The following is a 22,476-nucleotide window of genomic DNA, read 5'->3' on the forward strand; positions in this document are numbered from 1 at the left end:
TTAATCAATTTTAAATTGACTTGTGAGCTCTTTTAGTTCCTCTGCCATGTTAGAAAGTGTCACTGAAGAAGATGATATTTCTTCCATAGATGCCAGTTGCTCTTCAGCAGAAGCCGCAATGTCCTGAATGTTTGCAGCACTTTCTCTAGAGACTTGGCGCATCTCCTGCATAGCTTGTGAAACTAGCTTCGAACCGCTCGATAGATCAATGGCTGTATCGTTTAATTGCGTCAGTTTTTTCGACATTCCTTCTGCCGCCTCATAAATGTTCTGGAAGCTTTCTTTTGCTTCTTCTGTCATACCAAGTCCTGCATGTACTTCTCGATTGACCGTTTTGAACATATCTTGAGATTTAGCAATTTCTAACACAATTTCTTGAATGAGCTTTTCTATTTCTTTCGCTGAGTCTGCCGATTGGACAGCTAATTTTCTCACTTCTTCTGCCACGACAGAGAAGCCGCGTCCTGATTCACCTGCTCTTGCTGCTTCGATGGCTGCATTTAACGCAAGAAGATTCGTTTGATCTGCAATGCCGTTAATGACATTTAAAATGCTTGTAATATCTTTAGACTTATATTCTAATTGCTTCATGACTTGTTCTGCTTCTTGTACAGATGTATCAATATGTTTCATTTGGCTCGCTGTGCTTTCAACAATTCGGCCGCCTTGACCAGCTGCCTCTGTCGATTGAAGTGAGACAGTAGCCACTTCTGATGACGTTTGTGACATGCCTTGTAATCCTTCATTCATTGCCACAAGCTGATTCGTACTAGATTCGACTTTCTCGTTTTGTGCTTCATTTCCGTTTGAAAATTGTTCAATCGACATTGTGATATGCTCGGTTGCTTGACTTGTTTGGCTGGCACTTGCCGTCAGCTCCTCGGAAGCGGAAGCCACATTGTCGACAGATTGCTGTACCGCTCGAATGACGTCACGAAGGGATTCACTCATTTTGCTAAAGCTTCTCGTGAGATCTCCAATTTCATCCTTCGATTTGGTTTCAAGGGTTTCGGTTAAATCACCATCACTCACCTTTTCTGAGAAATCAACAAGCTTTCGAAGTCCAATTGTGATGGAGCGAACGATAAAGAAGATCGCAATACCGCCAAGGATAAAGGAAGAAATTAAAAGAATAATGGCAGAATTCCAAACTGGCTGTGCTGCTTCTTCTGTTTCTGATACAAACATCGTTCCAGCAATTTTCCAACCTGTTAAATCATTAGTCACAAAAACGAGACGCTTTTGTTCTCCTTTATTCTCATAAGTTGACGTTCCTTCTTTTCCGCTGTAAAGGATAGATGAAATATTTTCAGTGACCTTAGATCCTGACTTTTCTTCTGGATGGGCCACAATTTGTTTGTTTTTATTTGCAATAATTGGATATCCTTGACGTCCGATTTTAATCTCTTTTATTTTATCGACAATGTCTTGCACATCAATGTCAATTCCGATCGCTCCCGATCCGTCCTTCAGACGCTGGGCAATCGTGACAACCATGCCGTTTGTTGTGGCAGAGATGTATGGATTGGTAACGACTGGATTACCACTGTTATCCTGCATAGCTAGTTGATACCAATCGCGCGTTGTTGGATCATAGCCTTTTGGCATGTCTACTTTAGGAAACTGAATGAAATCACGCTTTTTACTTGCTGCATAAAATCCAACCACATCATCTTCATTGATTTTACTGTATATCTCGAAATGCTCATACAGTTCATCCTGGTTGTTCTTCTTAAAGTCTGCAGCAGTAGATGTTTCAGTAAAGAGTTTTACTGCGTTTTCCTTATTCATAAGCTTTTGCTGAATCATGTCATTCAGTTCATGGACTCTTGTGTTTGCTCCGTACATGATTTCATGATCTAATTCTTCTTTGGCAATCTGATATGAAATCGTACTGAGTGTAATAATTGGCAAGACAAGAACGAGAGTGAATGAAATAATCAGTCTCTTAGAAATCGATGGTTTTTTCAACCATTTTAGTGCATTTTTCATGTTTTTCCTCCTTTTAAACGATATGTTATATATCGGACATCTTCATATTATTTTCATGTTTTTCTAATAAAAAGGATGCCTTTTTGTTTATTTCCACAAATTGATTCCTTGCCCAAGCACCCTGCATACGCTAATACAAAAGGGGGCGCTTTTCATATGATTATCCTTTCAGGACAGCCAGTGACAAATGAGCAGCTGGCTTCATTTCAGCTAGAAGGACAAAAGCGGATCATTTTGATGCAGTTACAAGCCTCAAATGATACGTTCCGCTACAGGCAAGCATCTGATTTGTTATTTGAGGTCACATTGAGATCGAACATTATGAATGCTGCAAGAGATTTGCATAAAAGTGGTGCCTCATTTGCCATCTTTCAAAGGTCCCGTGCAAATGACGCCTTTTGGCGCGTATCGGAAGCAGGGGCATTAGAGCTGCGCTATCAAGTCGAACCATCTAGAGGCATTAAAGACATTTTTGAAAATGGCTCACAATATGCATTTGAATGTGCCACCGCCATTGTCATCGTGTTTTATATGGGCGTCTTGCAAACAGTAGGAGACGAGAAGTTTAACCGAAGGCTTCGCAGTCTAACCCTGTATGACTGGCATTATGATACATTGTCGATTTATACAGAGCGCGGGAATGATTTTATCTATGGGGATTGCTTATATTTCGAGAATCCAGAATTTAGCTATCAGCAGTCACAATGGCGCGGGGAAAATGTGATTTACTTAGGTGAAGATCAATATTACGGACATGGACTAGGGATTTTAACAGCGGCAGAAATTATCGATAAATTGAATAAGAGAAGGCGGCCAGGTGCTGTTCAATCTGCTTATCTATTGCCGCAGACTACTCGGATGGATGTGATTTATCTCAGGCAAATGTTTGGCAGCTAAAAAAAGCCTCTTGTCTAGTGGTTATGACAAGGGGCTTTTGTATGCCTTGCGCTTTCGATAATCTTGCAGCGTGCCAAGCATCGTGTTCGCAAGGAGCTCCATTTTTTCTAAGTCTTTTCTTGTGACCGGCGGATCGTGCCGGCTCCATTTTACATAACGAACAAAATAGTAATGACGAATGGGCGTAAGGACGGCAGGAGAGTGCGGAAATTCATCAAACCAAAATTCAATTTGTCCTTTTTTTCGGTATGAATGTTTTAAAATGTCCACCCTTTCACACCACCCAACATGATTTTATATGTGCGTCAGTTCATGCATGATTTCCTCAACGGTTAAAATCGAGTGAATACGACCGACGCCCTGTCCCGCCCAAAGAGCCATTTGATCAGGGTTTCCCGCAGCTGCTGCTGCTTTTCGCATCGGTGTCGTCCATACATGCTGAACCGGATAAGGAAGAACCCTATCTTCATTCTGTCTTTCTTCCTCCATCCACTGATTCACAATACCTCTTGCTCTTTTTCCAGAAAAAAGCCTTGTGATCTTTGTTTCACTGCTTTCTGCCTGTAAAATCGCCTTTTTGTATACGTCTGCCGCAGCACTTTCCTGACTGGCTAAAAATCGTGTGCCGATTTGCACCGCATCCGCTCCAAGCGCTAGAGCGGCTTCCACACCTGTTCGATCTGTAATCCCGCCTGCGGCGATCAATGGCACATGACAGAGCGTCTTGACGTCAGAGATCAGGCTAAAGAGTCCCATCAGGGCATCTTCTTTTGCAGGTAAAAAGGTACCTCGGTGACCCCCTGCTTCACTTCCTTGCAGAACAATGGCATCCATCCCTTTTTCCTCTAAAAGCTGTGCTTCCTCTTTTGTTGTGGCGGTTCCGATCAAAAAGATCCCCTTTTGTTTTAAGCGATGTATCGTTTGTTCATTTGGACAAGAGAAGGTAAAGGAAACGACCGGTACGTCTTCTTCCAAAAGAATGTTGATTTTCTGTTCAAAATCATTCCACAATTCCTCTTCGCTCGGCAGTCTATCAGCTACTGGTCGTGCTGGCAATCTCTTCTCCCAAAAAGCCACATCCTCTTTTTTGACTTCAGAAATTGGCTCTGGTACAAATACATTGACCTGAAACAGGCACGTTGTCAGCTGTTTGACCTGTTTAATCTGCTGCCTCAAATGGTCAGGCTGCACATATCCACTTGCCAAACTGCCAAGTCCTCCGCATTGTGAAACAGCGGCTGCCAACTGCGGTGTCACGGCACCTCCTGCCATTGGCGCTTGAATAATCCCATATTTGATTTGCAGTAATTTCGTCATATCTCCCATTTATTTCCCCCATCTCTTACTCGTTTGATGATACCTGTATATAAAAATGGCGATGTCTCGGCCCGTCAAACTCACAGAAATAGATTCCCTGCCATGTGCCAAGGACAAGATCACCATGATGGATGAGAACATGCTGCGAGGCACCCATATAGCTCGCTTTCATATGTGCGGCTGTATTTCCTTCCATATGGCGGTCCTTCGGATGTTCCCACGGAAAGACTTCGTCAAGCCTCCGGAGCATATCTCGTTTCACATCTGGGTCTGCATTTTCATTAATGGTCATCCCTGCTGTCGTATGGGGACAGTAGACGATGACACTTCCGTTTTGAATACCTGTTTCCTTAACATATTGATGGACCTCATTCGTCACGTCGATCATCTCATCGCGTCTATTTGTTTGTACATTGATTTTTTTCATATGAGCGGCTCCTTTTTGTCATTTCTATCAAACCATACCCTTTTTATGTGGAATCAATCACTGTTGATCGGTGGAAGGCATTATCTCACCTAAAGTTTACCAAGTAAAAAAACCTCGTCAAGTGTTACGAGGTTTTTAGGAAAAGTGGACCTTTTTGATGTCAATGGTCCGAATATGATGGTCTTCTGCATCCATGATGGTAAATTCACAGCCTTCTGCTTCAATCGTATCTCCAATCTCAATATCAAATTTATGTGTCATCATCCAGCCAGCAATTGTATCAACATCATCATTCTCAATGGCTAAATCCAATAAATCATTTACTTCATCAATCAAGGCTTTCCCATCCATTACATAGTGGAAGTCACCTTTTTTGACGATATGAGGTGTTTCATCCTGATCATATTCATCTCGAATTTCGCCCACGATTTCCTCTAATATGTCCTCTACTGTGACAAGCCCGGCTGTTCCTCCATATTCGTCTACGAGCACTGACATATGAATTCGTTCCTTTTGCATCAAAATGAGCAATTCTTGAACAGGCGTACTTTCAATCACCCGTATCACAGGACGCATTAAGTCTTCAATCGTCACATCTTGATTCAGGAAACTCGCCTTAAACACATCTTTGCTATTGATGACACCAATCACATGATCTTTGTCTTCTTTAATGACGGGGTAGCGTGTGTATCTTTCGTTCAGCATATAATGTGTCACGTCTTCAAGCGTCTGTTCAATCTCTATGGCTGAAATTTCTGTACGAGGAATCATGATCTCTCTCGCCACTCGGTTATCAAATTCAAAAATTTTATTCACATATTTGTACTCAGATTGGTTAATCTCACCCTTTTCATAGCTTTCAGATAAAATGAGACGCAATTCTTCCTCACTGATCGCCACTTCATGTTCTTTGACAGAATGAAAACCGAATAATTTCACAATGCCTCGCGCAGATCCATTTAATGCTTTAATAAACGGGTACATGACTTTATAGAAAAAGATGAGTGGCTTTGCTGTCACAAGGCTGACCGCCTCTGCCTTTTGAATGGCAATCGTTTTAGGCGCCAGTTCTCCCACAACGACATGTAAAAACGTAATGATCACAAATGCGATGATAAACGATAGGATGTCGGTTAATGCGGAATGAAGCCCCAAATCCTCAAACAGTGGATGCAGAAAATGCTCCACCGTCGGCTCGCCTAGCCACCCTAAGCCTAAAGCGGTAATGGTAATGCCGAGTTGACAGGCGGATAAATATTCGTCGAGATTTGATATAAGCTTTTGTACGTGAATGGCTCTCTTATCTCCGCTCTCAATCAGTTGATTGATTTTAGACCCTCTAATTTTCACAATCGCAAATTCAGTGACAACAAAAAATGCTGTCGCAGCAATGAGTAATATGACTAAAAATACGTTTAAAATATACAAAAAAACCCTTACCTAACAATGGTAAGGGCTCACCTCCTCTGGCATCAATTAATCATTACGGCCATTTAGGAAGATCATTACAAAACGGAGCAATTCAAACAAGGAGACAAGGGCTGCTGCGACGTACGTAAGAGCGGCAGCATTTAACACCTTGTTCACGCCTCTTTCTTCACTGCTTCTAATGATTCCTTCTGAAACTATGATATCTTTCGCACGAGAACTTGCATTAAACTCGACAGGCAATGTCACAAGCTGAAAGAACACAGCCGCTGAGAACAAAATGATCCCAAGCCCGATTAAGTTAAGGCTGCCAAGTAAGATTCCACCAAGGAAAAGAAGCGGGGCAACACCAGATGCAAAGTTCACAACAGGAAAGATCTTATGTCTCAAGACAAGCGCACCATAGGATTCCTGATGCTGCAAGGCATGTCCAACCTCGTGTGATGCGACTGAAATGGCCGAAATGGAATGGCCGTAGTACACAGGTTCAGATAAGCGAACCACACGCTGCGTCGGGTCGTAATGATCAGTCAAAGTTCCTCTTACCGGTTCAACAGGCACGTCGTATAACCCGTTGCGATCTAAAATATGTCGAGCGGTTTCCGCACCTGTTTTCATACTGGATGCTTCAACCTTTGAATACTTTTCAAAATTATTCTTCACTTTAAATTGTGCCCAAAATGATAATCCCAATGCGGCAAAAGTTAAAAAATAAAAAAACAGCATGCTCATCAGCTTCCTTTTTATTTTATATATTTATTTACAATTTTAATGACTTTTATGTAACGTGTACAGAAAAAAGCACTAGGTCTTTTTAAGGGGGATCACCACGCCAATGAAAAAGAAGAACACACCTAAGCATGCTGTATAAAAGGTCACCGTTCCGTATAGGTTTTGAAAAAAGTGCAGCCATGAAAAATCATTCATAAAATGATTCACGGCATTTAAGTCAAACACTAGTAAGATGACAGCTGATGATAAAAAGTGCGCGCCAATAAAAAGAAGTACGGTCTTTTGAACGAACGACATTCGAATTCCCTCCTTCTTCTCCCTTATTTTAAGATATGGGTTCTGTTTCAATACATGACGAAGATGAAAAAATGTTTCCGCAATCGGGCATACTGACATTAGCAGTCTCCTGAAAGGAAGAGTTCGATGAAATCAAATCGTATCTTTATCGCTTGGCTAAGGTGGCCTCTCTATCTTCGAATTGCCATCATCATCTGTTTCTTGCTTCTTTTTTTTGGACAATTAATCGTCTTGCTTGAACCGAAGCAGTATCATACGATCTTTGATGGGATCTGGTGGGCTCTCATTACAGTCGCGACGGTCGGCTACGGTGATTTTGTGCCGCAAACCATGCCCGGGCAAATCGCAGGTATGGCGCTGATTCTGATCGGGGCAAGCTTTGTCACGGCTTATTTTGCCACACTCGCTGCCGCTGTGTTCAGCAAGCAGCACCATTATGTAGAAGGGAAGGTCGCCTTTAAAGGAAAAGGACATCTCATTATCGTTGGCTGGAATGAGAAAACGAACAAATTGCTTCAATCGTTTCAAACGATTGATCCAGCTATGCCGATTGTGCTAATTGATGATTCCTTGAAGGAAGGGCCGCTTCTAGAGAATGTTCATTTTATTAAAGGGCATGGCACCGAAGATGGCACACTTCGCAAAGCCAATATTTCAGGTGCAGATGCACTGATGATTACCGCAGATCAGCACGAGAATGAAGTGACAGCTGATATGCAGAGTGTTTTAACATTACTTGCAGCAAAAGGATTAAACCCTTCTCTATACTGTTTAATTGAAATTTTAACAGATCGTTACGTGAAAAATGCCGAGCGGGCTGGCGCCAATCAAGTCATTCATACCTCTGATGCAGTCAATCATTTAATGGTCGAGCATTTTCTTTTAAAGGAACAGTTCAAAGCGTTAAAGAAAAAACGACATATGACCTTGCATAAACAGATCACCATCATACCGGTTCCAGCTTCGTTAGCCGGAGAAACATTCTTAACAGCGCTCCATCATTTTTTAGAGCATCATGTGATCATTGTCGGTGTACAAAAAAAAGAAGGACCCATGATGAATCCTCCCTTTGATTATGAGCTTCATCCAGAGGATGAACTAATCAGCCTTTAAAGCAGTGCGTCTTCTAATTCCTTGACGAGCGAAAAGCCAATCTCAGTATAAGCTTTTGATACATCTCCATCTTTCTCTTTTGGTTCTTGGAATTGGTTAAAGGATGCTCCCACATTTCCAACCATCGCATGATCATCTAACTTATCTTGATAGACATGCTTTAAGAGAAATGGATCTCCCAGTTTCACCACAACGCCTGGCTGATCCAGCTGGCCCTTTTCGGCTGTAAAAGGAACTCTGAGAAAGGTATAGCCATCACGATTATCAATTTTATAATCAAAGTATCCGTGATCGTAATCCCAGTTACCATTAATGACATAGCCGAGCGGCTTCATCGTCTCTTCTAAATGGTAAAGTGAAAAGCTTTCACCAGTCAGCCTGGATGGTACATGAATCATACGAAACCCTCCTTTTTGTCTAATAGGTTTCGTTAAAGAGAGGAATTCATACATCTATCTCTCGTGATTTGTACATTGTTTGAAAAAGTGGCATCAAATAAGCTTTGATTGGATGATTGATTCGTCTCGTTCGCACTGCCGGACCCTGATGTTTCCTTCGTAGCACTCATAGGACAAATGCGTCCGACATTGCCAAAGTTGACGATTGCCTGGCCAGAAATATCGTGAATGTAAATATGATTCGTTCTCATGTTTCACCCTCCTCTACTCATTATTCTATGTACAGAGCGTAAGGAGGCTTGCACAGGAACCGTGCGAAAATAAAAAAGGCACACCCTTCAAAGGTGTGCTCAGCGTGTAGACAAACCCTTGCATTCGTTGTCAGGTCTGCGCGCTTGGTGCTCACGAATGTTAAATTCGCTCCGCGCCAGTGCTCGCCCTTCCTAGACTTCAAAGGTTTTCTATCACGCTGAAAGGTGTGCTTTTTATTCTTACGATTGTTTCAGTCGGCTTTCAAGCTCGGCTTTTTTCTCTTCGAAGCCTGGTTTTCCTAATAAAGCAAACATATTCACTTTATAAGCTTCTACGCCAGGCTGGTCAAATGGATTAACGCCTAGTAGATATCCAGACATCGCGCATGCTTTCTCAAAGAAGTAAACGAGATATCCGAATGTATAAGCATCCATCTCAGGAATTGTGACGATCAAATTCGGTACTTTTCCATCTGTATGAGCAAGCATCGTTCCTTCAAATGCTTTTTTATTGACGAAATCAACCGTTTTTCCTGCTAGATAGTTCAAGCCATCAAGGTCTTGTTCTTCTGCTTCAATGACAAGCTCATGACGAGGCTTGTCTACATTAACGATTGTTTCAAACAAGTCTCTTCTTCCTTCTTGGACATATTGACCAAGTGAATGAAGATCTGTTGAGAAGTTCGCAGATGAAGGGTAGATTCCTTTTTCATCTTTCCCTTCACTTTCACCGAATAATTGTTTCCACCATTCTGCAAAGTATTGCAATCCTGGCTCATAGTTAATCAGCATTTCAATCGTTCTGCCTTTATTGTAAAGGACATTACGGACGACAGCATATTGGTATGCCGCATTCTCAGAAAGCTCAGATGAAGCGAAGTCTTCGCTTGCTTTTGCCGCACCTTCCATCATCTGATCAATGTCTGCACCGCTCACAGCGATTGGCAATAGACCCACTGCTGTTAAGACTGAATAACGTCCACCTACATCATCAGGGATGATAAATGATTCGTAGCCTTCTTCTGTTGCTAATGTTTTCAATGCACCGCGTGCCTTGTCCGTTGTTGCATAAATACGTTTTTTCGCTTCTTCGGCACCGTATTTTTCAATGAGGAGCTTTTTAAAGATGCGGAACGCAATCGCTGGCTCTGTTGTTGTACCAGATTTTGAAATGACGTTAATAGAGAAATCTGCATCTTCCAATAGATCCATTACATCAGTTAAATAAGAAGAACTGATGTTGTTTCCAATAAAGATGATTTGCGGCGTCTTGCGTTTGCCTTTTGGCAGCGTGTTATAGAAAGAGTGGTTCAAAAATTCAATCGCCGCACGTGCGCCGAGATATGAACCGCCGATTCCGACAACAAGTAAGACATCAGAGTCTGACTTAATTTTATCTGCACTTTTTTTAATGCGGGCAAATTCTTCGCGATCATATTGCTTCGGCAAGTCAACCCAGCCTAAATAATCACTGCCTGTACCCGTTTGTTCATGAATATTATGATGGGCCACCTTCACAAAATCTTTTAAATATGTAAGCTCATGCTCTTGAAAGAAAGGTAACGCTTTTGAGTAGTCAAATTGAATATGTGTCATCGCTTGTAAGCCCTCCATTACGTTAGTTCTATCCCTTTCACTTTAGCGGAACTAGCTATTGAAATCAAGTGATCGTCACTCCATAGCAAAAAGCCGTTTCTCATAGAGAGAAACGGCACGAAGGATTATAAAGAAGCTTTCAAAATAGAAAGAATGTCATCACGATCAAGTTTCATAAAGTTACCAAAACCACCGTATTCCATTTCTTTCGCCGCAATGTCGGCAATTTTGTCCAGCTGATCTTCACCAATGTCATAATCTGCTAGACGGCTTGGTGCACCGAGGCTTGTCCAGAAGGCTGACAGCTTGTCGATTCCTTCTAATGCGATATCACGATCAGATTTTCCCTCTGTCTCGATGTCAAACATGTTTAGCATGAGATTTTTAAAGCGATCCACATTGTGATCGAGTGTATGACGCATCCAATTTGGGAAGAGGATCGCAAGTCCGCCTGCATGCGGAATGTCATAGACAGCCGATACTGCATGCTCAATCGTATGGGACGCCCAGTCGCCAAAGTAACCCATTTGCAGCGTTCCATTTAAAGCGATCGTTCCTGCGTAAAGGATCGTTTCACGGTGCTCATAGTTTTGTAAGTCTTCAAGCAGTTTTGGTGCTGTCTCAATGACTGTTTGAAGAACAGCAAAACACATTCGATCCTGTAAAGGCGTGTTTTTCACATTATGGAAGTATTGCTCGAAGACGTGGCTCATCATATCGACCATGCCGTACACCGTCTGGTTTTCTGGCACTGAATAAGTATGCTCAGGGTCTAAAATTGAAAAAGCAGGATGAGTGACTGAACTGCCCCACACATATTTTTCATTTGTTTCCCAGTTTGTGATGACAGAGTCTGGATTCATTTCTGAACCAGTTGCCGCAAGTGTGAGCACTGTGCCAAACGGCAATGCTTTTTGAGCGGTTGTTTTCTTTGAGATAATGTCCCACACATCTCCGTCATATTCCGCTCCGGCTGCAATCGCTTTTGTACAGTCGATCACACTGCCGCCGCCAACAGCTAATAGGAAATCAATTTTTTCATTTTGGCAGATGTCGATTCCTTTTTTCACTGTGGTGAGGCGCGGGTTTGGTTCAACACCTGACAGCTCAAATACGTCAGCTTCTGCTTCATTTAACGCGCTGATCACATTATCATAAAGACCATTTTTCTTAATGCTGCCTCCACCATATACAAGTAACACTCGTTTTCCATAACGAGCGAGTTCGCTTTTTAGTCCGTCTAGTTGTCCTTTTCCAAACATTAATTTCGTTGGATTATAATAAATAAAATTTTCCATCTGTTGATACATCTCCTTACAGCGTATATATCCAAAAACATGAAAGACTACTTTAACATATGTACACGTCGAACTCAAAAAAAGATAACTGCTCGAAAGCAATTATCTTTTTTTTGTTTGATTATAAAGAAGCATTCAAAATAGCTAGAACATCTTCTTTGTTTAGCTTTTTAAATTGACCAAATTCACCGCGTGCCATTGCACGATCTGCGATTAAATCAATTTTCTCATCGTTGATATCATAGTCCGCTAAACGGTTCGGTGCGCCAAGACTTGTCCAGAAAGCTGACAATTTGTCGATTCCTTCTAAGCCCACTTCTTCGTCTGTTTTGCCCGCAGGATCCACATCGAATACGCGTACCGCTAATTGTTTAAAGCGGCCTGGGTTTTCCTGAATGACATGCTTCATCCAGTTCGGGAACAAGATCGCAAGTCCGCCTGCATGAGGGATATCATAGATAGCAGATACCGCATGCTCGATGTTGTGAGATGCCCAGTCACCGCGTGCTCCCATTGACAGCATACCATTGAGCGCAATGGTCCCAGTGAATAAGATCGTTTCACGCAGCTCATAGTTCTCAAGATCGTTGATCAGCTTCGGAGCTGTTTCAATGACCGTACGAAGAAGCCCTTCACACATACGGTCTTGATAAGGTGTATTTTCCGTGTGATGGAAATATTGTTCGAACACGTGAGACATCATATCAACCATGCCATAAATCGTATGGTTTTTTGGCACAGTGAACGTGTTCACTGGATCAAGAATAGAGAATTTAGGGAAAACTGCTGGACTTCCCCAGCCATATTTCTCATTTGTTTCCCAGTTTGTGATCACTGATCCAGAGTTCATTTCAGAACCTGTTGCAGCAAGGGTTAACACCGTACCGAACGGAATTGCTTCCATTGGGACATGCTTACGCGTCACGATATCCCAAGCATCTCCATCGTACTTGGCTCCGGCTGCGATCGCTTTCGTTGCATCAATAACACTGCCGCCGCCAACTGCCAAAATAAAGTCAACGTTGTTCTCTTTGCAAAGCTCAACCCCTTTTCTTACCGTTGTTAAGCGCGGGTTTGGCTCAACACCAGCAAGTTCAGTGATTGCAGCTCCTGATTCTTTTAGGATGCTGACAACTTGGTCATAAAGGCCGTTTCGTTTAATACTGCCTCCACCATATACAAGTAATACGTTTTTTCCGTAGTGTTTGAGTTCATCTGAAAGGGCTGAAACTTCTCCCTTTCCAAATATTAATTTCGTTGGGTTCCAATAAGTAAATCGATCCATTTGATCTCCTCCTCGCGCTACATTATGCGCCTCAATCATTCCAAAAGTAAAGTAATTTGCTTTAATCCATTTTCTTACGCATAGTTTGGCTAAAAATCTGCAAAATATAAATGTATTGATGCTGTAGCGAAAGGAGGAATCACGATGAGTGCTATTCAGCGTATTGCCCTCGTGCTCACGATTATCGGTGCTATTAACTGGGGACTAATCGGCTTTTTTCAATTTGACTTAGTAGCAGCGATCTTTGGCGGACAAGGCTCTGCATTATCACGTATTATTTATGGTCTTGTTGGAATTGCAGGTCTTGTTAACCTTGGTCTATTGTTCAAGCCAAGCGAAGAAGCTGTTCGCCGTGACGAGCCGAATCCAGAGGTTCGCTAAACAAAAAGACATAAAAAAGGCCGCCTATACGAGGCAGCCAAAGGCACCGTTTGAAGCGGTGCTTTTTTTTATTTCTTGATCAAATCTTTACGGTTAGATTGCTCAATCCACTCTTCAAGTTTATCTTTAAGTGTATTGAAACCTTGTGGTGTAGCAGCTTCTTCTTTCACTTGCTGTGGTCTTTGTTTCTTTGGTTTGCTTTCTTTTCTTTCAGGTGCTTCTTGTGTAGCACGGATAGAAAGGCTGATTTTACCAGCTTTTTCATCAACAGAAAGAACTTTCACTTGAACTTCGTCACCAATTGAAAGATGCTCGTTGATGTCTTTTACGAAACCATGTGTTACTTCAGAAATATGCACAAGTCCTTGAGTTTCTTCATCTAATGCAACAAACGCACCATACGCTTGTAATCCTGTTACTTTACCAGTGTAAACACTGCCTACTTCAAACTTTGTCGCCATGATAACAACTCCTAAATAAATGTTTTAATATTCGTTTATACGCAATTAAAAACTATATCACAGAACGGTCTTTTACGCAAAATATTTTTTAATTGGGTTTAGATCAGTTCAAAAGGGGGAATACCTGAAAACAAGAATGCTTTCTAGTATTCCCCCCTAATTTGAGAGGCATGGGTCCTAATGGATTGATGCCTTTTTTTATTTGATGATAGCAGGTGCTTCTTCTTTCACTTGTCGTTCCTGCAAAAAGCGCTGGATTCTTGAAAGTGATTCCTGAAGATGGTCAAGAGACGAAGCATATGAACAACGAATATGACCTTCACCACTCGGTCCGAAGACATTACCAGGGACTACGGCTACTTTTTCACTTAGGAGCAGCTCCTCAGCAAATTGTTCTGACGTCATGCCCGTCGTTTTAATGGACGGGAAAGCGTAAAATGCACCGTTTGGCTGGTGACATGTGAGCCCCAGTTCATTCAAAGAGCCGACAAACAAATTTCGCCGCCTTCTGTAGCTTTTCTTCATTTTCTCTACATCTTCAAGCCCGTTTTTCAAGGCTTCTTCTGCTGCATATTGTGCCATAGAGGGCGCGCACATCATAGAATATTGGTGTATTTTCAGCATGGCATCGCGCAGTACAGGTGGTGCTGCCACATATCCTAAGCGCCAGCCAGTCATAGCAAACCCTTTTGAAAAGCCTGAAATGAGGATCGTTCTTTCCTTCATATCTTGAATTGCCGCAACGCTTGTAAAAGCTTCATCGTACGTCAGCTCTGCGTAAATCTCATCTGTGATAATGAGAAGGTCATGCTCTTTTGCAAATTGAGCAATATCTTCAAGCTCTTCCTTTGAATAGACAGAACCAGTTGGATTTGACGGTGAGCAAAGCAGGATCGCTTTTGTCTTAGGCGTCAGCTTCGTGCGAAGATCCGTAGAGTCTGCTTTGAAATCTTTTTCAGCGGATGTACTTAAATAGACAGGCACTCCGCCTGCAAGTGTCGTAAGTGCCCCGTATGCTACGAAACAAGGCTCTGGAATGATCACTTCATCCCCGCTGTTTAAAATCGCACGAAACGCCAAATCAAGTGCCTGGCTTCCGCCAACTGTGATAATCAGTTCTTCTTCAGGACTGTAGTCAATGTGAAACCGCTTATATAAATAGTTGCTCAATTCTTTTCGCAAAGATAATAACCCTGCATTCGCCGTATAAGAGGTAAGTCCTTGTTCTAATGACATAATACTTGCTTCTCTGACATTCCAAGCTGTCACGAAATCTGGCTCGCCAACACCAAGGGAAATGACCCCTTCCATTGTGGCTGCCAAATCAAAGAATTTCCGAATACCTGACGGCTGAATGCTTTGCACCGTTTCAGATAAATAAGACTTTTTCATTTAAGGTGACACCACGATTCTTTTGTCATCGTCTCCTGTTTCAAACACTTTCCCATCATGTTTATATCTCTTCAAAATAAAGTGGGTAGTTGTTGAAACAACGGAATCAAGTGTCGATAATTTTTCAGACACGAAGCGGGCAATATCAGACATAGATCTTCCGCGGATCACAACAGATAGATCGTAAACACCTGACATGAGATAGACAGACTCCACTTCCTGAAAGCGATAAATACGTTCAGCAATTTCATCAAATCCGACGCCTCTTTTTGGTGTCACTTTGACATCAATCATGGCTGTGACGCCTTCATGACCATCTACTTTACGCCAGTCAATCATGGTTGAGTAATCAATAATGACTTTTTGATCTTCAAGTTTTTGAATAATCGCTTCTGCTTCTTCTGTTGTCACGCCTGCCATTTTTGCAATTGTATTTAAATCGGCACGGCTGTTTTCATCTAAAATCTCTAATATTTCAGTTTCTTTTTCTGTTAGTTTCATTTGATTTCACACCTCAGATTGTAAAAAGCTAGTTTTAAAAAATCTTCTGAACATTATAGCACGTTTTTCCCATTATGCTAAGCAGGGAAAAGATGCTAACCATAGCTTAAAATCCACTTTTTAGGGTACAATACAGTCACCTAACAGAGAGTATCAAGTATCGGAGTGATGAGTATGGACATTGTTCAGCCAGCTTATATGAAAAGTAAATTCGGTTTAGACATCTATTACGAGCACTATCCAAATCAGGGGAAGAAAACATTGATCTTAATTCATGGTCTTTTCTCTTCTACCTTCAGCTATCGAAAGCTCATCCCGCTTCTGAAACAAGACTTCAATTTAATAGCGATCGATCTGCCGCCATTTGGACAGTCCGAGAAGTCGAATACGTTTATTTACAGCTATCGCAACATGGCAAAGATCATTATCGAGCTAGCTGGTTACTTACAGATTCAGCATGCGATCCTTGTGGGTCATTCGATGGGCGGCCAAATTGCTTTATATGCCGCATCTGAACGGCCAGACCTATTTGAAAAGGCGATCCTTTTGTGCAGCTCAGGATATTTAAATAAATCAAAGAGATCAGTTGTTTACAGCACATATATTCCTTATTTTTATCTCTATCTTAAAAGAAAGCTCTTGAAGCAAGGCATCATGAAAAATTTAACGGCTGTTGTGCATGATCATTCCATCATTGATCAAGAGATGGTGGATGGATATTTAAAGCCTTTTTCTGATGATCAAATTTTCCGAGGGATTTTCCGCTTGATTCGGCACCGGGAAGGGGATTTGACCTCGGATGTCCTAAAGAAAATGGAGACACCCGTGCTGCTCATTTGGGGTGAGGAAGATCGAATCGTTCCCATCCAAATAGGAGAGAGGCTACACAAGGATCTGCCAAACTCGACCTTGCACGCATTAAAAAAAACCGGGCACCTCGTTCCTGAGGAAAATCCGGTCTTTGTGTCTGATCAAATCGGACATTTCAGCCTGTCTTAGCGTGTGCAGGAGCTGCTGTCTCGTATGACGAAAAGCTGATTCGCTATATGTTGACAGCTCTCAAAAGGCAGGAGCTGCTCAAATGAGTGATGATAAATGGCTTGAATGTCTTTTGCTAAAGATAAAGAGTCTTCTGCGTCGTATAATGCACTGATGACGTCAGCAGGCTCCGTTTCATAAAAGTCCTCCCCATATTGAAAAGGGTCCCATGCCTTAATGAGTTGAATCATCTCTTCTACAGCTTGACTATCTTTCATCGGTATCACCGCTTATAATAAATTTTGTGATGTTTATTTTAGCACAACCAACAATGGTTGAAAAACGGCTAGAGGTGGGTTTCATGAATTTCGACGAACAGATCATACGTAAAGGTTCAAAATCAGTGAAATGGGATCAAGCAGAGTCTTTATTCCTTACAACAGATGCGCTGCCAATGTGGGTAGCCGATATGGATTTTAAAGCGCCGCAGGTCGTCCTTGATGCATTAAAAAAGCGATTGGATCATGGCGTATTTGGCTATGCCTTTCAAGATCAGGATACGCAGCAGGCAGTAGCAGAATGGCTCAAAAGAAGACACGGGTGGTCGATTCAGACAGAAGACGTCACCTTCACACCTGGAATTGTCACGGCACTTAGTTTTGCAGTCCAAGCCTATACAAAACCAAGTGACGAAGTCGTCATACAGTCCCCTGTGTATACACCTTTTTATCAAATGATTGAACAAAATGGACGAACAGTCTCAACCAATCCTTTAAAAATAGAAAACAACCGCTATGTCATGGATTTTGATGATTTAGAGAAAAAATTAAGCAGACCTGAATCGAAGCTCATGTTCCTCTGTCATCCGCATAATCCGTCCGGAAGAGCGTGGTCAAAAGAGGAATTAAAGCAAGTTGGAGACCTCTGTATCAAGCACGGTGTCACAGTCGTTTCAGATGAGATTCATTCTGATTTGATGCTATACGGAAAGCAGCATGTACCATTTGCTAGTCTTTCTGACGACATAGCACATATCACAGTGACGTGCATTGCACCAAGTAAAACATTTAATTTAGCTGGCCTCCAAGCATCTGCCATTATCATTTCCGATGAAGAAAAAAGAACCCTTTTCAACAATGAAATGCAAAGAAACGGACTGGCCAAACTGAATGCTTTTGCGATCCCTGCGATGGAAGCAGCCTACCGCCATGGCGACGAGTGGCTTGATGCACTTGTTCTTTATCTCGAAAGCAATATGAAAATGGCAATGGACTATATTGACGAACATCTTCCAAACATGCGTTATATGAAACCAGATGCTTCTTATTTATTATGGCTGGACATTCGGGATTATCAATTCAGTCAAGCGGAATTGAAACGCAATTTGCTAAAAAAGGGCAAAGTGATCCTAGAGCTTGGTCACGTGTACGGACTCGAAGGAGACGGCTTTATTCGGATGAATCTCGGCTGTCCTACTTCAACAGTCAAAGAAGGATTGAAACGCCTTCATCAAGCGTTTACGCAATCATCAGATTAAGACCTATATGATCGAAAGAACATCCTCACGGGTGTTCTTTTTAAAGAAAAAAACCCTCCTTTTATCATATCTACTTTGTACATGAAATGATATAATGAGAGGAATTACTATTATTTACGAGGAGAGCATTTAAATGGAAATGTTCAAGGATTTTCTGCTCCATGTATCTTTTATTCTATTTCCAATCTTTTTATATCACGCGCTATGGCTAAGCCGGACCCCTGCTCATTTCCCAAAAACGAATAAACTGCTCATCACAGTATTCGCATCCATCTCTTCAGCACTATGTATTATGTATCCAGTTGGTTCGATTTTAGACTTGCAGACTGGCCTTCAATCCATCCCTCTTGTACTTGCCATTTTATACGGAGGCTACACAGCTGGGATCGTCGCCATCTTGATAAGTTCCATGGTCAAATTCGTGATGTATGGCTCTTTTTTATGGGTTGGACTCATTGTCGTACCGATTTACTTTTTCATCCCATTTCTGTTCTACCGAAAATGGCGTCAATATTCGAAGCTGAAAAAGCTGATGTATGGAGTGCTTATCGGTTTATCCAAAGGATTCTTTATTTACATTGGACTATTTGCGGTCAGCTTAATGGAATACAGCCCGGCCTTTATTATGCAGCAGAAGTTACTTGAGTTATTTTTCTCAACTCTTTACTACATATTCTTTCTCGTGCTAAGTATCTATTCCATTGAATTCGTGAAAGAAAATGCGCAAATGAGAACACAGCTCGTCCAATCAGAAAAGCTGACCATTGTAAGTGAACTCGCTGCAAGCGTTGCCCATGAAGTACGTAATCCGCTGACAGTGGTGAGAGGCTTTATCCAATTGCTCTTTTCTAGTGACAATACAAAAGAGACGTCAACCAATAAAGATTATAAAAATCTCGTTCTGTCCGAGTTAGACAGGGCGCAGGATATTATTACGAGTTATCTTGACATTGCGAAACAAAATTATTATCAAATTGAATCTCTCAACCTATCTAAATTACTCGAGGAATGTGCATCACTAATGACATCCTATGCGAATTTCAAATCGGTCACGATTCATCAATCCATTGAACCAGACTTATACATTCAAGGTGATGAAACGAAGATTAAGCAAGTCATGATTAATTTAATCAAAAATGCGATTGAAGCAGCCCCAGAACACGAAGGGAAAATTGAACTTTTTGCTTCAAAAGAAAATCATAAAATATGCATTTATTTCGTAGATAACGGTGTAGGAATGACAGAAAGCCAAATGAAAAAGCTTGGCGAACCCTATTACACATTGAAAAATAAAGGGACTGGACTTGGGCTGACCGTGACATTTTCTATCATTGAAAATCACCATGGAACCATTCGTTTCAAAAGCTCGCTGCAGTCTGGTACAACCGTTACCGTGAAGTTTCCTGAAGATACAAGAAGAAAATGATCAATCCATTTTTTTTGTCTTTTTTTCATCTATCCGCTCCTGCTTCTTAGACGCACGAACGATCAGACGAAAGCAAATAAATGCAGCCATAAAGAAAATCACAGTGGTGATTGCCGCTGGGATGTACTCCCTTTTATCTTCAGGAAAATACAGTAGAAAGAGTGCGATGAACGACAACATTCGCCATTCCCCCTTTTGCTCGTTTACTTCACTATATTGGCTAAAAGAAATGAAATACCTTCCTACGAGAAGGAAATGGAGGAATTTCACATGACAGACATTCAAATTGGACAAGTTGTGAAAGGATTTTATAAAACAGGTGTTTACATTGGGGAAGTGACAGCAGTGAAACCATCGGCCTATCTCGTTCAAGTAAAAGCCGTTCTGACACATCCCACTCAAGGCGACCTGCATCACCCAAAAGAAGCAGACGTGCCTTTTTTCCAAGAAAGACGGGCTTTGGCCTATCGTGAACAGACGAATATCCCTCATCATATGGTGAAGCCTTATGATGGCGTTATACCAGATTATCAAGTATCACTAAAAGAAGCTGTAGAAAAATTAAAACAAGCGCTCCATGCGGATGAATCCAAATGGGCGGAAAAATCAAGAGCATGCCTATCTTCTCTCGAAAAAGATTATTTTCCAGAAGACGCCCGCTAATCAGCCGATTCAAAAAAATGTGAGAAATCGATCAGCTCACCAATTTTGGTTGTTTGCGGATTTTCCACATAGGCTCTGTCTTTTTCAAAAAGGGTTAACAGCTGATAAGTCGTCATGGCATCATCTAGTGCTTTATGATGCTTACCAGCTCCTTCACTGCCGTATTCCTTTGCCGCCTTGCGAAGCCCTGTCAGTGTGCGATCACCAAAAAAGGTTTTATATTCAAAGGCAAGGTCCCTCAGCTTCCCCTTAAAAGGAAAGGCAATGTGATTGAGCATACAGTTTTGCTTCAGCACTTTCATGTCCATATTGCCCCATGTAATAATCTCACAATCCTCTCCCCCATCTAGCGACACAAGCTTCTCGATAAATGCCTCAAAGGAAATTCCGCTCTCTACATCCTGCTGCGTAATACCGAGGAACGATTTACAGCGCTTCGTCAGCTTCGGGAACTTTTTCGGTTTGACGTAGCTAGAGAACGTGTCTATGATCGTTTCACTTGCCGCTTTCACTACCCCAGCTTCAATAATTTCAGGAAAAAAATTTTGCGGATGATACTTTCCATCAGGCATCGTAAATTCAAAATCGACCACAAGCACCGTCTTCTGTTCCACCAGTCTCACCTCACTTTTTCATCAGTTTTTCATTCTGATACCATTATATTAAGACGGACCTTGAAATCACTTCATTTTCTTGAAAATAATGCAGATTCACTATGCCCAACCTATTCATCAGATGAAAGATCGTTTAGTTTCCTTTATAATTATTAAGGAACACGAAATAAATAAAGAAGGTGGTCTCTATCACAAACAGGAAGAAAAACTTGTACATCATGTGGTTTGTGAACTTTTTTGTATCTGCCAGCATTACAATGATCGTCCCTTTTTTATCACTTTACATAGAATCTCTTGATAGCAGTTATTCAAATGAATTTGTCCAAAGATGGAGCGGCTATGTCTTTGGCGTCACGTTTTTAACGGCCTTTCTGATTTCTCCGATTTGGGGACGGATTGGAGATCGGCATGGCTATAAAAAGATTTTGCTCATTAACGGGATTGGGATCGCAACAAGTATTCTATTAATGGGGCTTGTGCAAACCGTTTATCAGCTATTCGCCCTGCGGCTCTTCATGGGGCTTGTCACAGGTTTTATCTCGACTTCAATGGCACTCATCTCTGCACAGACGGAAAAGGCAACTGCAGGTAAAACCCTTGGAACGATGCAGATGAGTAATGTCGCCGGAGGATTGTTTGGTCCATTAATGGGCGGATTCATGGCAGACAGCGTCGGATTTATTTATACGTTTTTCCTCACAGCGGCTGTCATTTATGTGTCAGCAATTGTGATTATTTTCGGAGTGAAAGAACATCCCATCCGTTCAAAAGAAGCGAGGCGCGTTTCTTACTCACGGAAGGATGTGCTCGTTCATATTTTCAAACAGCCTTTGCTTGTCGTCACGATGCTTTTAACGTTTATTACACAAGTAGGGAACTTTAGCATTCAGCCACTTTTGGCTTTATACATTCATGATTTACACGGTCCTGTTAATCTCGCATTTTATGCAGGTCTTGCGTTCTCTGCAACTGGGCTTGGCAACCTGCTCTTTACACGAAAATGGGGAGATCTCGGAGATCGAATTGGTCACGACAAGGTGCTGCTTGCCCTTCTCATCCTCTCCTCTATTTTATTCATCCCGCAAGCAATGGCGGATTCCTATGCGATGTTAGTACTTTTCCGTTTTCTATACGGGATGGCACTTGGCGGGATTATTCCATGTACGACGGCATATATTCGGATCAAAGCACCTGCCTCTATGCAAGGGGAAGTGCTTGGATACAATGTCAGCTTCCGTTTTCTTGGGAATGTTGTCGGTCCGGTAATTGGCGGCATTGTGGCGAGTCATTACGGGATTCCAGCTGTCTTTTATGTCACCGCCGGCATTTTTCTATTTGGCGCATTATTTTTATGGGCAGTCCGCTCACAGTCGAAGGCAAAAGAAAGGAGTGTCTGATCCAGCATCAGATACTCTTTTTTCTTGTGTAGAAGCCTTATTCACTAGACTTCAAGCCCATTCTTTTCTAAAAATAACCTTCTCGTATTCGCAAA

26 protein-coding genes are annotated in these 22,476 nt (G+C 41.8%); 8 read left to right on the forward strand and 18 right to left on the reverse strand.

Annotated features, from left to right (window positions below):
* Entirely contained in the window at positions 1 to 1,992 is a 1,992-nt protein-coding gene (locus MHH54_RS14420) for a methyl-accepting chemotaxis protein (protein WP_268492722.1), read from the reverse strand.
* Between the two features lie 156 nt (positions 1,993 to 2,148).
* Between MHH54_RS14420 and MHH54_RS14425 the strand changes: the two genes are divergently transcribed.
* Entirely contained in the window at positions 2,149 to 2,889 is a 741-nt protein-coding gene (locus MHH54_RS14425) for a protein-glutamine gamma-glutamyltransferase (RefSeq protein WP_044140789.1), read from the forward strand.
* Positions 2,890 to 2,910: 21 nt separating this feature from the next.
* On the opposite strand, the gene MHH54_RS14430 is transcribed toward MHH54_RS14425, so the two are convergent.
* The 6 genes from MHH54_RS14430 to MHH54_RS14455 all read right to left on the reverse strand — a co-directional run bounded on the left by MHH54_RS14430 (position 2,911) and on the right by MHH54_RS14455 (position 7,090).
* Positions 2,911 to 3,159 carry a hypothetical protein gene (locus MHH54_RS14430; RefSeq protein WP_050944026.1) on the reverse strand — a complete coding sequence of 83 codons (249 nt, stop codon included), beginning with the start codon at positions 3,157 to 3,159 and terminating at the stop codon, positions 2,911 to 2,913.
* A 24-nt stretch (positions 3,160 to 3,183) separates the two neighbouring features.
* The gene (locus MHH54_RS14435; RefSeq protein WP_342500365.1) at positions 3,184 to 4,215 is read right to left on the reverse strand and encodes a nitronate monooxygenase; all 1,032 of its coding nucleotides are present in this window, start codon (positions 4,213 to 4,215) and stop codon (positions 3,184 to 3,186) included.
* A 16-nt stretch (positions 4,216 to 4,231) separates the two neighbouring features.
* Complete coding sequence (locus MHH54_RS14440) at positions 4,232 to 4,633, reverse strand: secondary thiamine-phosphate synthase enzyme YjbQ (protein ID WP_058013821.1); 402 nt, start codon at positions 4,631 to 4,633, stop codon at positions 4,232 to 4,234.
* Positions 4,634 to 4,768: 135 nt separating this feature from the next.
* Positions 4,769 to 6,061 (reverse strand): hemolysin family protein, encoded by a 1,293-nt coding sequence (locus tag MHH54_RS14445; RefSeq protein WP_342500366.1) that lies wholly within the window; start codon positions 6,059 to 6,061, stop codon positions 4,769 to 4,771.
* Between the two features lie 48 nt (positions 6,062 to 6,109).
* A complete protein-coding gene (locus MHH54_RS14450) occupies positions 6,110 to 6,784 on the reverse strand; it encodes a zinc metallopeptidase (protein ID WP_041816317.1) in 675 nt (224 codons plus the stop codon).
* Positions 6,785 to 6,865: 81 nt separating this feature from the next.
* Entirely contained in the window at positions 6,866 to 7,090 is a 225-nt protein-coding gene (locus MHH54_RS14455) for a hypothetical protein (protein ID WP_268492716.1), read from the reverse strand.
* Between the two features lie 126 nt (positions 7,091 to 7,216).
* Here MHH54_RS14455 and MHH54_RS14460 point away from each other — a divergent pair, with 126 nt between their 5' ends.
* Positions 7,217 to 8,203: a potassium channel family protein gene (locus tag MHH54_RS14460; protein WP_003213017.1), complete on the forward strand. Its 987-nt coding sequence runs from the start codon at positions 7,217 to 7,219 to the stop codon at positions 8,201 to 8,203.
* Here MHH54_RS14460 and MHH54_RS14465 read toward each other — a convergent pair.
* The 5 genes from MHH54_RS14465 to MHH54_RS14485 form a co-directional block, all read right to left on the reverse strand.
* A complete protein-coding gene (locus tag MHH54_RS14465; protein WP_003212880.1) occupies positions 8,200 to 8,601 on the reverse strand; it encodes a YugN-like family protein in 402 nt (133 codons plus the stop codon). The genes MHH54_RS14460 and MHH54_RS14465 overlap by 4 nt on opposite strands.
* A gap of 32 nt (positions 8,602 to 8,633) precedes the next feature.
* A complete protein-coding gene (locus MHH54_RS14470; protein ID WP_003213169.1) occupies positions 8,634 to 8,852 on the reverse strand; it encodes a spore germination protein in 219 nt (72 codons plus the stop codon).
* Between the two features lie 240 nt (positions 8,853 to 9,092).
* Positions 9,093 to 10,448, reverse strand: coding sequence for a glucose-6-phosphate isomerase (locus tag MHH54_RS14475; RefSeq protein ID WP_012011080.1), 1,356 nt, complete (start codon positions 10,446 to 10,448; stop codon positions 9,093 to 9,095).
* Between the two features lie 125 nt (positions 10,449 to 10,573).
* Positions 10,574 to 11,746: an iron-containing alcohol dehydrogenase gene (locus MHH54_RS14480; protein WP_050944031.1), complete on the reverse strand. Its 1,173-nt coding sequence runs from the start codon at positions 11,744 to 11,746 to the stop codon at positions 10,574 to 10,576.
* A 121-nt stretch (positions 11,747 to 11,867) separates the two neighbouring features.
* Positions 11,868 to 13,031: an iron-containing alcohol dehydrogenase gene (locus MHH54_RS14485; protein ID WP_050944032.1), complete on the reverse strand. Its 1,164-nt coding sequence runs from the start codon at positions 13,029 to 13,031 to the stop codon at positions 11,868 to 11,870.
* Positions 13,032 to 13,175: 144 nt separating this feature from the next.
* On the opposite strand from MHH54_RS14485, the gene MHH54_RS14490 reads away from it, so the two are divergent.
* Complete coding sequence (locus MHH54_RS14490; RefSeq protein ID WP_003212952.1) at positions 13,176 to 13,412, forward strand: DUF378 domain-containing protein; 237 nt, start codon at positions 13,176 to 13,178, stop codon at positions 13,410 to 13,412.
* 68 nt (positions 13,413 to 13,480) lie between these two features.
* On the opposite strand, the gene yugI is transcribed toward MHH54_RS14490, so the two are convergent.
* The 3 genes from yugI to MHH54_RS14505 form a co-directional block, all read right to left on the reverse strand.
* Positions 13,481 to 13,873, reverse strand: coding sequence for a S1 domain-containing post-transcriptional regulator GSP13 (yugI, locus tag MHH54_RS14495; RefSeq protein ID WP_003213420.1), 393 nt, complete (start codon positions 13,871 to 13,873; stop codon positions 13,481 to 13,483).
* 198 nt (positions 13,874 to 14,071) lie between these two features.
* The gene (locus MHH54_RS14500) at positions 14,072 to 15,265 is read right to left on the reverse strand and encodes an aminotransferase (RefSeq protein WP_003213272.1); all 1,194 of its coding nucleotides are present in this window, start codon (positions 15,263 to 15,265) and stop codon (positions 14,072 to 14,074) included.
* A complete protein-coding gene (locus MHH54_RS14505) occupies positions 15,266 to 15,766 on the reverse strand; it encodes an Lrp/AsnC family transcriptional regulator (RefSeq protein WP_003213765.1) in 501 nt (166 codons plus the stop codon). It lies immediately after the preceding gene.
* Between the two features lie 174 nt (positions 15,767 to 15,940).
* Between MHH54_RS14505 and MHH54_RS14510 the strand changes: the two genes are divergently transcribed.
* Positions 15,941 to 16,765 carry an alpha/beta hydrolase gene (locus tag MHH54_RS14510; protein ID WP_003213663.1) on the forward strand — a complete coding sequence of 275 codons (825 nt, stop codon included), beginning with the start codon at positions 15,941 to 15,943 and terminating at the stop codon, positions 16,763 to 16,765.
* Here MHH54_RS14510 and MHH54_RS14515 read toward each other — a convergent pair.
* Positions 16,762 to 17,022, reverse strand: a complete 261-nt coding sequence (locus MHH54_RS14515) for a YugE family protein (RefSeq protein ID WP_003213422.1) — start codon at positions 17,020 to 17,022, stop codon at positions 16,762 to 16,764. The genes MHH54_RS14510 and MHH54_RS14515 overlap by 4 nt on opposite strands.
* An 83-nt stretch (positions 17,023 to 17,105) precedes the next feature.
* Between MHH54_RS14515 and MHH54_RS14520 the strand changes: the two genes are divergently transcribed.
* On the forward strand, positions 17,106 to 18,281 hold the full coding sequence (locus MHH54_RS14520) for a MalY/PatB family protein (RefSeq protein WP_003213773.1): 1,176 nt from the start codon (positions 17,106 to 17,108) through the stop codon (positions 18,279 to 18,281).
* Positions 18,282 to 18,414: 133 nt separating this feature from the next.
* Entirely contained in the window at positions 18,415 to 19,707 is a 1,293-nt protein-coding gene (locus MHH54_RS14525) for a sensor histidine kinase (protein WP_044140803.1), read from the forward strand.
* Here MHH54_RS14525 and MHH54_RS14530 read toward each other — a convergent pair whose 3' ends face one another.
* Entirely contained in the window at positions 19,708 to 19,887 is a 180-nt protein-coding gene (locus MHH54_RS14530) for a hypothetical protein (RefSeq protein ID WP_003213469.1), read from the reverse strand.
* Between the two features lie 90 nt (positions 19,888 to 19,977).
* Between MHH54_RS14530 and MHH54_RS14535 the strand changes: the two genes are divergently transcribed.
* Positions 19,978 to 20,370: a kinase-associated lipoprotein B gene (locus MHH54_RS14535; protein WP_003213196.1), complete on the forward strand. Its 393-nt coding sequence runs from the start codon at positions 19,978 to 19,980 to the stop codon at positions 20,368 to 20,370.
* On the opposite strand, the gene kapD is transcribed toward MHH54_RS14535, so the two are convergent.
* Positions 20,367 to 20,984: a 3'-5' exonuclease KapD gene (gene kapD, locus MHH54_RS14540; protein ID WP_342500367.1), complete on the reverse strand. Its 618-nt coding sequence runs from the start codon at positions 20,982 to 20,984 to the stop codon at positions 20,367 to 20,369. The two genes, MHH54_RS14535 and kapD, sit on opposite strands and share 4 nt — an antisense overlap.
* A 218-nt stretch (positions 20,985 to 21,202) precedes the next feature.
* Between kapD and MHH54_RS14545 the strand changes: the two genes are divergently transcribed.
* On the forward strand, positions 21,203 to 22,381 hold the full coding sequence (locus MHH54_RS14545) for an MFS transporter (protein WP_249118190.1): 1,179 nt from the start codon (positions 21,203 to 21,205) through the stop codon (positions 22,379 to 22,381).
* Positions 22,382 to 22,476 lie beyond the last annotated feature (95 nt).

This window comes from Bacillus sp. FSL K6-4563, assembly GCF_038630405.1.
GTDB lineage: Bacteria > Bacillota > Bacilli > Bacillales > Bacillaceae > Bacillus > Bacillus pumilus.